We start from the raw sequence: 13,951 nt of genomic DNA, 5'->3' as shown, positions 1-13,951 counted from the left end.
AAATAGCGCGAAATCCAATCAACTCCTAGAGCTATCGCAAGAACGTGCATAGAAAGTAGCACAAGGTTTGATTTATAGTGCAAAATCTAATCGACCTGCGACCCAGGCCGACTCGGCTCTGCCAGCCGCAACCCGCCCTCCTGGTCGCGGTCTATGCTGGAGGGCAAGCCCCAACCGGCCGCTCCATGAGGTGAGGCACCACTGAAGCCGAGGCACATGAGCATGACCACCAACACGCACAACGGGCGCTGGAGCCACCGGCTGAGCCGGGGGGGCTGGCCGTGCCTGGCGTGGATACCTGCGCCGCGAGCAGCGTGTCGCCGGCTGGCTGGTGACGCGCGGCGTGCCCGCGGGCGCGGCGACGGCGGTGCTCTGGATCGTCAAGCTGGCCGTACTTGGCATGCTGCTCTACACCGTATCCTGGCTCGTCCTGCTGCTGGCCTTTGCGGTGGTCGCCGCATGGCTCGCGCGGAACGCCGACGAGGACGACGAGAAGCAGCCGGAACTTAGAGACGGACACTCGGGCGTCGGCCTGTACGACAAAGATGACTGGCGGATCGACATGGGCGATCCCGACGAGTCGTAGCTGTCGCGCCAACGCGAGAGAGTACTCCTTACTTCGCAGCACCTTTCGATACAGCCGTCATCGCAAGGCGAGAGCCACTACCCCCAGCCGACTTTGCATCGGACGTGCCAGTGATGAGACCGCCCAGGAAGTTTCCGGCGCGAACGCCTGGTCCAGTCGCGTCCGGTCCAGACTGGAGAGCGGCATATCGTGGAGCACGCCGGCCGCGTGTATGGCTCCGCAGATACCACCATCGTCCTCCAGTTGCCGCAGCGTCTGGGTCATCTGCGCCGAATCGCCGACGTCGCATGGCACCCAATGGAGTTCGCATCCATAATGCTCGGCCATTACGCGTTGGAAATCCGGCCAGTTCGGACGCGCGCGGGGTGCCAACAGAGCGATCCGTCGGGCACCTCGGCTGGCCAGCCATTGCACACTGAGTCGGCCGAGCCCTCCGAACGCGCCGGTCACCACATGCCAACCATCATCCTGAAAGGTGTGGGCAGGCAAGACGGGGGCACTGTGCCTTCTTACGGCCAGTCGCGGCACCATGGCCAGGCCGTCGCGCACGGCAACCCACTGATGGCCGGCGTTCACCGCCGCCAAGCCGGGCACGAGCGCCTCCCAACCAATATGCGCATCGATATCGACAACGGATATCCCGCGCCCGCCTCGTTCCGTGGCGGCCACCCGCAACAGGCCCCAGATCGCGTGGTGTGCGGCATCCACCTCATCGTCGGGCTTGATTCTCCAGGCGGATCGGGTGACGACCACCAAGGATTTCCTTTCACTGCCGGAAAGTGCTGAGATCAACTCGTCCACCAACGACAGCGGATCGTCATCGACGAGGCCAAGCACGAGCATGACCCAACTAGCCTCAGTGGACACTCGGATACCCGCCGCCCCCAGCGCCGACGCGGCGCCGGAACTGTCACCCCGCAGTTCGATGTCCTCCTCGACCACGGAACCTGTTCCGGCGGGCGACCATTCCCAGTCGTAGTGGGTGCCAGGGGCGGGCATGGGAGCGGGCAGATCGAAAGCTGGCGGCGATGGGCTAAGGACAGGCTGCCATTGGTTATTGTCGTCTCGGACTTCGATGCCGAGGCGCGCCTCACCGAACGCTGCCGCATGCCAGCGCAGTCGCACGAACGACAACCGCTGCGGAACAGTGGGAATGTCGACCTGAAGCGGCTCACGACCGCTGCCATGGCGGATTGAGAGTTCGATGCAGGCCTCACGGACGCGCTCGCGCCAGCACTCGTCCTTGCCGGCGCAATCGGACCAGTCGGCCAGATAACAGCCGTCGTCCGTCAACGACACACCGAGCAGGCGGTCGCGGACTTCCGCCTCCCACGGCAGCGGCGCCGCCATGGGACGCCCGGGCGCGCTCGCCAGTATGACGTGCTCGCTGATCCCCGACGTCGTGGTTCCGTCGTCCGGCAGCCAGTCGACGTGTTCGAAGCCGACGGCGAGACACTGTTCTTTCCAACGGGCGGTGGTCAGGAACAGTTCGCCGCCGCGCGCCTCCTCGTCGTGCAGAGGCGGGACCAGCGGACCGAACACGAAATCGAACAGCCTCATCGGCCGGGTGATCTCGCGCATCAACAGGCGCCCGCCCGGCTTGAGTAGCGGAAACAGATTCACCAGGGTGTGGCCGACGTGCTGGGTGGCGTGGATCACATTGGCGGCCACGATCAGGTCATAGCCGCCCGCTTCGAAGCCCTGAGCCAGCGTATCCTTCTGTAGATCGAGTTCGCGGTAGGTCAGGAAGTCATAGGCGGCGAACTTCTGTTCGGCGCGGCGGGTGAAGATCACAGAGATATCGGTGAAGTCATACTGGAGTGCCGATTCATTCGCCAGCACCGGCAGCAGCCAGGCGGTAGTTCCACCCGTGCCGCCGCCCACTTCAAGAACACGATAGGGTTGCCCTTGGCTACCCTGTGCCCGTCGCTCGCGCATCAGACCTTCCACCACGCCGGCGGCGATCCGATTGAAGTATCGACCGAAGCTGAAGTCCTGATACAGCACTTCGACGCCACTGGACGCGCCCTCGGGGAAAATGACCGCCACCGGTTCCACCTCTCCGCGCATCATGGCGTACAGGTTCTCGCCTGCCCGACCGACTGTTTCGGCTATCACATCCAGGCCCTCGCAATAGCCGCGCAATTCGTCCAACAGGGCTGTGCGCGATGCGTGCGAAACTTCGTTGCCGACCGAGTAGCGTTCGCCCTCGAGACGGTAGTAACCGTCTTCGACGCAGGCGTTGAGCAGACGCGTGAGCAACTGGCGATGGCGCGGCAACAGGCGCCCGCCGCGCAGCACATCCAGGGCGGTGACGCCCTGTTCGATGCGCGCGCCGACGCAGCGGCGCACCAGCGTATCCACGTCGATGGCATGCAGCTTCGTGACGCAGGCGTACAAAGCCTGCAGCCGAGGCAACTCCAGCTCCTCGGCGGCCTGCGCGGCGACCCGCCGGCCGTCCTCAAGCGCCGTGTTGACGGTGCGCTGTACCGGGAGGACAACCGCGGACTCTGCTTCACGCCAGTAGCGCTGACGGTCGAATGGGTAAAGGGGTGCGTGGATCCGGTGACCTTTGACGGGGAGCAGCGTTTTCCAGGGCAGTTCGGCGCCGGCCGCGTACAACTGTAACAGGGCCTGTTCCACCTGGGCCATGACGGGCTGATGTCTCCGGGCGCTGGATATCCACCACGCAGCGTCCGGTGCTTCGCGACGTCCGATTCCGGTCAGCGGCGCATCAGGCCCCACCTCAAGAAAGAGGTCCGTACCCTGGCCGATCGCCGTACGCATGGCCTGGATGAAACGCACCGGCTCGCGCATGTGGCGTCGCCAATAATCGGGAGCGTTGAGTGCATCGGTATCGATGGATTCGCCCGACAGTGTGGAGATGAGGGGAATTCGGCCAGGGACTGCACGAAGCGTCGCCGCCTCATGCTGAAACGTGTCGAGGATCGGATCGAGCAGATGGGAATGCGCGGCCCCGGTCACGGCCAGACGACTGTAACGGATGGACCGCTCGTCCAAGGCTGCCGCCAGCACCTCGATGGCGTCGCACTCACCCGAGAACACCAAGTGATGCGCACCGTTCCAGGCCGCCGGATCAAGGCCGATGTTCTGCGCGATCGGCAGCAGCGTGGCTTCGTCCGCGAATGCGGAAAGCATGGCGCCGCTGGCGCAGCGATCCATCAGGGCACCCCGCCGCCTAACCAGACGCATGACGGGCTCTGGCTCATAATGGCCGGCCACCACCGCAGCGGCAAACTCACCCACTGAATGTCCGAGTACCCGATCGGGCTTCAGGCCCAGCGACATCCAATGCGCAGCCATAGCCAGCTCGAAGGCGACAATGGCCGGCTGGGCGTACTCCATGCGTTCGAGCAGATCGCCCCGCGTCCCGAGCAAAGCGTCCCGCAGAGGCGGATCGAGGGGGATTTCGGCGTCATATGCCGCCAGACAGCGGTCCAGGCTGGCAGCGAAGGCCGGCGAAGCCAGGTACAGGTCATCGCCCATGCCGGGCCAGTGCGAACCCTGCCCGGTGAACAACCATGCCTGTCCACCGAGCTCGCCCTGGCCGTGGTGTACCAGCACGTCCTCGTCGCCGGCTGCGCAAGCAGCCAGGGCGGCGGCGGTCTCATCGCACAACGGCACCGCAAGTCGGAAGGTGAGGTCCAGTTGCCGGCCGTGCCGGGCGGTGCGGGCCAAGTCATCGGGATCAGCGTGGCGCAGCGCCTCCGCATAGGCACCGGCCAGACGGCGCAGTGCGGGCTCGCTCGCCGCGCTGAGCAGCAATGCACCCGTCGACGGCATTCCTGCATCCACGCGTGGCGTGCGCAACGTGTCGGGCAGGGAGCCAACGATCAGATGGCAGTTCGTACCGCCGATACCGAACGACGAGACGCCGCCCAGGCGCACCGGGTCGTTCCAGACCTGGGCCTGGGTAGGAACGTGGAAGGGGCTATCTTCCAGCTGCAACGCCGGGTTCTGGGCTCGAAAGTGCAGACTGGGCGGGATCGTCCCGCGCTCGACCGCCAGAATGGCCTTGAGCAGGCTGGCGATCCCGGCGGCGGTGTCCAAGTGCCCTATGTTGCCCTTGACCGAACCCAGTGCGCAGGGTGGTCCGTCCCCCCGTTGATGGAACACAGCGCGCAACGCCTCCACCTCGATGGGGTCGCCGAGCGGGGTGCCGGTGCCATGCGCCTCGATGAGTCCGATCTGGCCGCTGAGAACGCCCGCGAGGGCCATCGCCTCACGGATCACTTCGCGTTGTCCTGAGACGGAAGGTGCAGTAAAACCGACCTTCTGTGCACCATCATTGTTGATCGCGCTGCCATGCACCACAGCGATGACCGGATCTCCGTCACGCAAGGCATCGGCCAGTCGGCGGAGTACCACGGTGCCAACCCCGTTGCCGGCAAAAGTGCCCAGCGCCTCAGCATCGAACGGACGGCAATGGCCGTCCGGGGAGAAGATCATGCCTGGCTGATGGAGATAGCCTGCCTGCTGTGGGAAGGCAATGGCCACTCCACCGGCCACCGCCATATCGCATTCGCCAGCACGCAGACTCTCGCACGCCATGTGAACCGCAACGAGAGAGCTCGAACACGCGGTCTGCACAGTGATCGCTGGACCACGCAGGTTGAGCTTGTAGGCCACCCGCGTGGCCAAGTAGTCCTTGTCGTTGCCCATCAGGGACTGCAAGCCCTTGACCTGAGCCACCTCGGCGATGCGCAGCGGCTCACGGCCAGGATAGGTGCTGATCCTGGCGGATCCGAAGACACCTGTTTTATGGGGCACCTCCCGAGGTGCGTAGCCCGCATGCTCCAAGGCGTGCCACACGATTTGCAGAAAGAGCCTCTGCTGAGGGTCGATCGATTCCGCCTCCTGACGCGAGTAACCGAACAGATCGGCGTCGAACGCATCGGCATCCTGCACGACGGTTCCTACACTGACGAAATTCGGGGAATCGACAGTCGCGGCGGGCAGTCCGGAGTCGAGCAACTCCTGTCTCGAAAAGCGACGGCTGAGCTCGCGCCCGTCCACCAAGTTACGCCAGAATGCCTCGCAGTCGTCCGATTCGGGGAAGCGGCAGGCATGACCAATCACGGCAATCGGCTCGCAATCGGGATAATGTCTTGCCACCAAGGCATCGAAATCAGGTGTAGGACATTCACCCATGGCGTGGCTCCAGGCTAGGTTCGGGGTTGGCCGCGGCAGGCTCATGGAGTGCCGGGCGAGAGAGGCGGTGGCGCAACCGGCTGGCGGGCCACAGGCTGATGACCGCAACGACCGCGAGCAGGGTCAGGGATATCTGGTAACCGGTGTAATGCGCGATGCGCAGCGTGATCATGGAAGCAAGCATGGCGACGGCCATGTCGACGGACTGGAACAGGGCGTAGTCGGAAGCGGGCTGGTGCGGTCGCACCAGCCCCATGAGCACGTTGTAGAGTGTCACGAAACCGATGGCAGCCGCGACGTTGACCAGCCCGAACAAGACCAGCCATACGGGTAAATCGAACCGGGAATAGCCGACTGCCATCAGGCCGGCCAACATGGCATGCAATATCATTACCGGAAGAAGACTTCGCCACGCTCCAATCCGCCGTGCAAGCAGCCCTCCGATGAGGACGCCGAGGCCGCTGGCTACCGTGCTGAAGAATGTGAGCGCTTGGCCCAACTCGGTCAGACTCATGCCCTGGTCCACGAGCAGTACCGTCTGCAGGGCCATGAGACCGCGCATCGCCAGGTAGTAGATTGCCGTCAGCGCAAGCGCGGGCCAAAGCGCGCGCAAACTGGATGGATCGAAGCGCGGTTGTTCCTGGCCCGCGCTGGCCGGGACCTGTTGTCGTATCAGAAGCACGGGAATCAACAGGATCAGAGACAGTACCGCCATGGAGAGGAAGCCTGCCGACCAGCCGGCGTATTGCGTCACGGCCAGGAAGGCGAACACGCCGAACGGGATCCCCAGGTAGCTGCCGCCGACCTGGGCGGCATTGGCGAACGGCCGGCTGCGCTCGTCGGTGGTGCAGATGAGGATACCGTTAGCGTAGATGCCGTGGCTGGCCGACAGCAGCGTCAGCAGCATGAGGATGGCGACGATCATCCATTCGGAACGGGTTGGTTCCACCAGTGCAATGCCTGCCAGTAGCGCGGCCATTCCAACCTGAAGGATCACGAGGCTTCCAAGGTAGCGGTTGCCGAAGAGCGGCAGGGCGTGCCGTTCGCACCACGGAGCCCATAAGAACTTGCCCACCCAGGGCAGCATGGCAAGCGACAACCAACTGAGCTGGGCGAGGTCCAGCCCGGCATGGCGGAAATAACCGACAACCCCTTGCATGACCAGCGCCGTGAGCATGCCCTGATGGAGGTAGTAGGACCAGTAGGGAATATAACGGGTCACGCTTGGTCCCTCCCCCGCCGCCCGGCACGAGCCTTACGTTGACTCAGAAGGATGAGCCGCTCCGGTTCCGGGTGGTGTCTGGGGGTGCCCTCTGCGCCTGGACGTGTCCCCAAATGCGCCGCCAGTGCGTAGGGTGTGGCGTGGGCAAATAGGTCAGTGACCGCAAGGCTCGCATGTCCGGCCTGGCGCAGGTGGCTGTGAAGCTGCACGAGCTTCAGTGAAGTGGCACCAGCTTCGAAAAACGTCTGCCGCGCGGCAATCGGCTGACCAACCACTTGCCGGAAGTGATGGCGCAACTCGTCAACCAGGGCGTTGTCCACTTGGAGTGACTCGGGGATGGCCGTCGTGATCGACTCGACTGGAACCGACGACACCGTGTGACCGCACCTCCGCGACACGAGAGTATCGGTCTGAAGGTTCCACGCCGCCGGATCGACGGCGAGCCGACGCAGCAATTCCGTATATTGTGCGAACATGGCGGAAAGTTGCTCCGGATCGAAAAGTGCTTCCACCGCGTCCCAGTTGAAGCGCAGCTCTCCCTCGGATTCATAGACCTGGTGGTCAAGCCAGATCTGCGGGGTTTGCGAGATCCCCCAGCGTGGCTTCAGCCAGGATGCATGGGCCAGGAAGCGGTCGTGTTCGAAGCCGAGGGCGCTGGTGAACACGACCGGCATCGCAGCCGACGGCTGGCCGCGTCGCAGCGCGAGCTGGCGCATGACCCAGAGCGCGGAAACATCGCGATGCGCGAGATCCTGCCGGAGACGTGCTTGAAGCCGTCGGGCGCTCGCGCGCCAGTCCGATTCGGGCTGCCACGCCAGCAGCAGGAGAGAGGTGAAGTCGCCCAGTACGCGCTCGATCTGTGGGTGCACCGGCCGCCGGTCGAACAAGGTGAGGTTCAGGCACAGGTCGGCCCGCGCGCTCCAGGCCGAGAGCACGGCTGCGTAGGCGGACAGCAGCAATGCCGAGGGGGTCAGCCCCTCCTCTCCGACACGCACCTTGAGCTTGCGCCATTCTTCGACGGAAAGGCTGTCGGACAGCCGCACGAAGCGTGGGCGACCGATCTCGGCCGGATCACGGAGCAAAGGCAGTTGTGGCGCGGGTGGCAGCTCATCCAGGCGTCGGTGCCAATACTCCAATGAGGCTTCGACAGGCTCTCGACCGGCATGGTGGATCAGGTAGTCGCGGAAGCCAACATCAAGTGCGGGCAGATCGCTATCGGGGGAGAGATATAGCTGTTCCAGCTCGGCCAACAATATCTGCATGCTCAGTCCGTCGAGCATCAGATTGTCGAGGCAGACGAACAGGTGGCTACGTCCACTCCCATCCTCGGCCATCTGCACGTCGAAGACGGGCCAGCGGGCCGGATTGAGCACCTGATGCGAAAGACGCTCCCGCAGATCGATGGCGTCCGGACCATCGAAACTCGCAACACGGTGACACCTCAGAGCGAATCGAGGTACCTCGGCCAGAACCTGTTGTCGGCCATCAAGCACAACCGCCCTCAACATGTCGTGCCGGGCGATCAGCCGATCCCAGGCCGCCTCGAAGCGTTGAGTGTCCAGGTCCTCGACCTCGAATTCGACGAAGAAATGGGAACCGACGCCACCCAGTGAAAATCCCGGCTCGCGTCCCACGAGATAGGCTTGCTGCACATCGGTGAGCGGAAATGGCTCATGTCGGGTGGCGGGATCGGGCCGCAAGGCGTCTGCAATTCGATTTGCGGTTGCCAGGGTGGCCGCGAAAGCGGCGAGCGTCGGGTAATTGAACAGGTCCCCAAGGTGCGCGGTGTAACCCGCCTGATCCAGCCTGCCCATCAAACGTGTCGCCAGCAGGCTGTCACCGCCGAGCTGGAAGAAGTGACTGTGCCGGTGCACGACCGGAACGCGCAGCAGTTCCTGCCACAGCCCGGCAACGGCAGCCTCGGCGTCCCCACGAGGAGACTCCTGTTCCGCCGCGATGGCCTGCTCTGCCCCACAGCGGGCGGCCAGCACCTTGTGGTCGATCTTGCCGTTGGCAGTGAGCGGAAGCGCGTCGATGAAATGCAGTCTCTGCGGCAGCATGTATGACGGCAGATGTTCGCCTAGGGCGGCGACGAGCTTACGGGGATCAGGATAGCGAACCTCATTGGGCGCGCGTAGCGCGAAGCGCAGGTGATCCCCTACGTCGTCGCCCAGTTGGCAGCGCAGGCCCATCGCCCCGAACCGCTCAAGCCATTCATCGGCGCCGCGCAACTGGGCGGAGATGCCGTGCTCATCCGGTGCGAGAAGATCGGCGCAGACCATGGTCAGGCAGGAGGCGCGACGCAGCTCCAACACGTGAACCAGGGCGGCAGGACCCGCCAGTATCGAGAGGGCATCCATAGAGTTCTCATCGAGCCGATGCAGGGCATTTGCGGCCAGCACCACATCACCTTTGTGGACCAGTGCTTCCCGGGAAACGTCGTCCCAGCGCCGGACGGTCGCATGCGAAAAGACAGCAAGGCGATCCGACGCACGCGTAACCATCTCCTGAGATGAATCCAGCGCCGTGTAGTCCAGGTGGCTGGCATCCAGGCGGTTCAGCAATGTCTCTCCGATAAGACCACTGCGAGCGCCTATTTCGACGAGACGCACCGGACGATTCAAGGTATGCGACAGTTTCGCCAGCGCCTCGGCCAAGGCATCGATTGCGGCGACCATGCCTCGGCTTTGGATCAGGAGATGCTCGGGAGACCAGAACGGATGGGCAAGCAATGTCTGCGCCGCGCGCTGCCCTCGAAGGATCTGCGCAAGGGCGGTATGGTGGGCAAGCAGGGCCTCTGCGGTCGCGTGGAGCGAGTCCTCGTTCGCTGGCAGCCACGTCGCTTCACCATACCGCCGTCCGCGAACGTAGCGGTCGCCATTCACGTCGAGGGCTAGGCGCCCCTGACCAACCAACAGGTTCAGCCAACGGACGATGAGCCCACGCCAGCGTGGCTCCGCGCCGTAGCGCCGCACGACTTCATCGACGTCGACAGATTCGGCGAAATCCAGACCATGCCGTCGCAAGTGGTCGTTCAGAAAATCTGCGATCAGGCGCTCGATATCCATCTCGCGCTCAGCTTCGGGGACCGCGAGTCCGAAGAGTGATCCATAGTCGGAGGGCAGCGCCGGATCGGCATGTCGGCGGCTGCATAACTCATCACCATGCGCCACGACAAAGGCCGCCAGCGATTTCTCACGCCCGCCCATGGCCAACACGACGCCGGACCTGACGCCGTCGATGCGATGCAACGCCGCCTCGATCTCGCCCAATTCGATGCGGTAGCCGCCGATCTTGACCTGCTTGTCGCGACGTCCGAGAAATTCCAGAGTCCCGTCGGGCCAGTAGCAGCCCGTGTCGCCGGTGCGATACCAGCGGCCGTTCGTTGTCTCGACAAACTGGCGGGCAGTACGCTCTGGATCGTTGAAGTAGCCCAGGGCGATGCCTTCGCCACCGATCCACAATTCGCCCGGCACCCAGTCAGGACAGTCGCGGCCTTGTTCGTCGACGACCCGGTAACGCTGGTTGGCGAGCGGGAATCCGTAGGGGATCGAGCGCCAGTGCGGCGGCACCTCCCGGACATCGAATACATTCGACCAGATCGAGGCTTCCGTAGCGCCACCCATCGAGACGAAATCGCCATCGGAACGGAAGGCACGATAACGTCGCGGCAAGTCTAGCCCGATCCAGTCTCCGGAAAGCATGACCGCTCGCAAACGAGCCGGTGGGCGCAGATCGAGACCCTCACTGTAGGTAAGCAACATGTCGAACAGGGCAGGCACCGTGTTCCAGATCGTGATGCTGTGGCGTTCGATCATGTCGCACCACACGGACGGATCCCGGCGCTGGGCCTCGCTGACCAGGATCAGGGCGCCCCCGGCCGCCAGCAGACCGAAGATGTCATAGACGGACAGGTCGAAATGAAGCGCCGATAGCGCCAGAACCCGGTCGTTGCTACAGATCCGGTAGCGTCGATTCAGATCGACGCAGGTATTCATTGCACCGCGGTGGGAGATGACGACACCTTTCGGCGTCCCGGTGGAGCCCGACGTGTAGATGATGTAGGCCGGCTGGAGGGGATCACCTGAGACCGACTCCTCCAGCGCCTTGTGGAGGATGGCGATCTGCCAGTGGATGTGGGGCGGGGCGGCGTCATCCGGCGCACCGTCCGCTCCAACATCATCCGCGCAGACCAGCACGGCGGCGACGTCAGCGTCCCTATAGATCGTCAGGCGCCGCTCCTCGGGCTGGTCGAGCGCGACGGGCACATAGACTGCACCGGCCTGGAGTATGCCTAGCACCGCAATGACTTGTCCCATGCCCTTGGACATGCTGATCGCGACTGTGTCGCCGGGGCGCACGCCCCGCCCGACCAGTGCACCGGCACAGCGTTTCGCTTGGTCGGCCAGTTCCGCGTAGGTCAGTGACTGCTCGCCATGGATCAGCGCGACTGCCTCTGGGCTACGCTCGGCGGCGAGAAAAAACCCGTGGTGCAACAAACCTTCCGGTATCGGCCCCGCCGTCTGATTTGCACGCAAACGGACTGCCCGCTGAGCGACGGACATCAGGTCCGGCAGGGGCATACGCCAGGCCGTGGCATCCGCCAGCAGTAAACGGACGACCGAAACATAGGCATCGAACATGGCGTCGATCAAGGCTGGAGGAAACAGCTCGTCATTGCTGTCCCATTGCAGCCAGACCGACGAACCGTGCTCAAATGCCAGATGATCGATCCACACCTGAGGTGTCTGCGATACCCCCCAACCGGGTTCCCCCAGTGTCGGGCCGGTGCCGTCGCCATAGAGGGGGCGTCCGAGATTACTGGTGAACACCACGGGCGCGCCGTGCCGATGCGTCTGCCCCTTGCGTAGTTCACGCAGCAGTTCCACACCCGACCAGTGGCGATGTTCATGGGCCTCGGCGAAGGTGCTCTGATTGCTGCGCGCCAACTCATCGAACGGCGCGCCTTCGGCGACGAGATCAATCAGCAGGACGTTGGTGAAGTCGGCAATCATGCGCTCGACCGCTGGATGCAGAGGTTGTCGGTCGAACAGCGTGAGATTGAGCAAAAGGCGCGGCTGGTTGCTCCAACGCGCCAGAACGGCACCAAAGCAGGTGGCGAGTGCCATGGTCGGCGTCACGCCGCTCGCGCCGGCTCCAGTCTTGAACGCCTCCCAGTCGACAGCCTTCAATTCTGTGCGGCGACGGCTGATGCGAACTTCGTCTATCTGCTCCGGTTCGCGCGCCAGTGGCAGTGCCGGCGCCGCAGGAAGGCTTTCCAATCTATCCAGCCAATAGCGCCTTGCTCGCTCCCGGGCGGTTTGTGTTTCGTTTCCTAGTTGCGCGAGGTAGCTGCGGAAATCGTACCTCTCGCATGGTGTTGGCAGTGTCGCGCCGCGGATCAGCTCGGCAAGCTCCTCGAACACCAGGGTGAAGCTGGCGGCATCGAGGACGAGCAGATCGATGTTGACATGCAGGCGCTGCCGCCCTCCGGGCAGCAGCGAGAGTTGGAAATCGAAGGTTTCTCCGCAGTCCACGGCCAGCATACGATGCCCGAGCCGCTCGCGTAGCGTCTGCAATCTGGTCACGCATTCCTGTTCACCCAAGTTTCGCAAGTCATGAACAGTAAGACTGGGCCAATGGGATGCCGCTCGGTACTGCTGAAGGCCATCATCGCGAAAGGTCACACGAAGCATCGGGTGACGCTCGATCAGCGCGTGAATGGCGGCTTCCAGCACTTCGCTGGAAAGCCCTGAGCCATCGAATTCCTGATAGAGATGGCATCCAACACCACCCAGTGTTTGCTGTGGTGACCGGCCAACGAAATAGGCGTGCTGCACTGGCGTCAGCTCGAACGCTTCTCCGTCGCGCATGACAGGCCAGGTCTCGGGTTCGAAGGACCGTTCGCGGTCGATCGCCTGCTTGCGCTGGAGTATCCCGGTCCATCCAACCAGGCTTGGAGCGTCATACAATTCCTTGAGTGTCACACTGTGACCGCGCTTACGCAGCCGGTTCAGCCATGCCATCAGGCGCATCGAATCCATCCCCAGTTGGATCAGGCTGGTGTGCCCTTTCAACCGCGTGGGGGAAACACCGAGGTCGGCAGCGATCTCGGCGCGCAGCGCCTCGTCGATGTCAGAAGCCCCATGGGAAGCATCGGGTTGATCGACTTCCTTACGACCGGTTTCAAGATGAGTGTCGGACATGACATGGCAGCTCGTATGGATTATCTCGTGTCAAATTGGCGTGCGCGGTGACATCTGATGTCGAGGAAGTATGTCCTGCAGGAATATCCAATCGCGTTTTCATTGCCGCAATCCCGTCACGGCTGGCACCAGTTTCGCCGTGCTAACGCCGTGTTCAGCCAACCAGGCGCTCGCCTGCATCTCGGCCTCCGCATGTGTGGCGACAACCCGATAGGGATACGGAGCGCGGCCGGAATCGTTCCACGCCTCGGCTTTGCGCAGGTACTCACGCCGCAATGTTTCATCCGCCTCGATACGAAGCGCGCCAAGGCAGTGGCGTTGTTGATCGGCGAATCGATCCCGACTCCATTGCGCGTAGGTGGTCATGAAGCACTTCGACTGGCGAGGGAACTCGACTCCTTCCATCAGCAGAACGAAAGGCTCCGCACGTGCGTACAGCGATTCGAGCTGTGCGATCATGTCGCCCGCCCGTTCGTCGGCCACTTGTTCCGGCATGTGCAGACCGACCAATGGCCAGTGCCGCATGTCGATGAATTCCTTCATGCGCGTCATTCCTTGTGACAGGCCGCCGAACCGGCGCGCGATCGAGGGAGCGCGCAAGTCGGTGGTACGCGCATGCTCAACACATACGCGAATGAGAATCAGTCACAAATGGTATTGACTCGCGTATGTGGCGCCACCCCGAGCGGGTTTGTTTCGACCCGGATCCGTATCCGTATCCGTTCGTCACGGACAGGGTGCGTATGAGTTGCGGCCGACGGACCC

3 protein-coding genes and 2 pseudogenes are annotated in these 13,951 nt (G+C 63.4%); 1 reads left to right on the top strand and 4 read right to left on the bottom strand.

What is annotated here, in order from left to right:
- The first annotated feature begins 216 nt into the window (after nt 1–216).
- Nucleotides 217–586: pseudogene (locus P8014_RS12575) on the top strand (DUF3742 family protein).
- A 192-nt stretch (nt 587–778) separates the two neighbouring features.
- Here the strand turns inward: P8014_RS12575 and P8014_RS12570 are convergent.
- The 4 genes and pseudogenes from P8014_RS12570 to P8014_RS12555 form a co-directional block, all read right to left on the bottom strand.
- A pseudogene (locus P8014_RS12570) lies at nt 779–5,758 on the bottom strand (type I polyketide synthase); the annotation flags it as partial.
- A complete protein-coding gene (locus P8014_RS12565) occupies nt 5,751–6,980 on the bottom strand; it encodes an MFS transporter (RefSeq protein WP_337817671.1) in 1,230 nt (409 codons plus the stop codon). The gene P8014_RS12565 and the pseudogene P8014_RS12570, both read right to left, overlap by 8 nt.
- Nucleotides 6,977–13,186: an amino acid adenylation domain-containing protein gene (locus P8014_RS12560; protein WP_337817670.1), complete on the bottom strand. Its 6,210-nt coding sequence runs from the start codon at nt 13,184–13,186 to the stop codon at nt 6,977–6,979. The genes P8014_RS12565 and P8014_RS12560 overlap by 4 nt, the downstream gene beginning before the upstream one ends.
- Before the next feature lie 99 nt (nt 13,187–13,285).
- Complete coding sequence (locus tag P8014_RS12555) at nt 13,286–13,729, bottom strand: hypothetical protein (RefSeq protein WP_337817669.1); 444 nt, start codon at nt 13,727–13,729, stop codon at nt 13,286–13,288.
- Between the last annotated feature and the right edge of the window lie 222 nt (nt 13,730–13,951).

It is taken from the genome of Acidihalobacter sp. (assembly GCF_037381185.1).
GTDB lineage: Bacteria > Pseudomonadota > Gammaproteobacteria > DSM-5130 > Acidihalobacteraceae > Acidihalobacter_A.
Note: the sequence above shows the minus strand (reverse complement) of the source record. Positions and strands in the feature narration are given on the sequence as shown.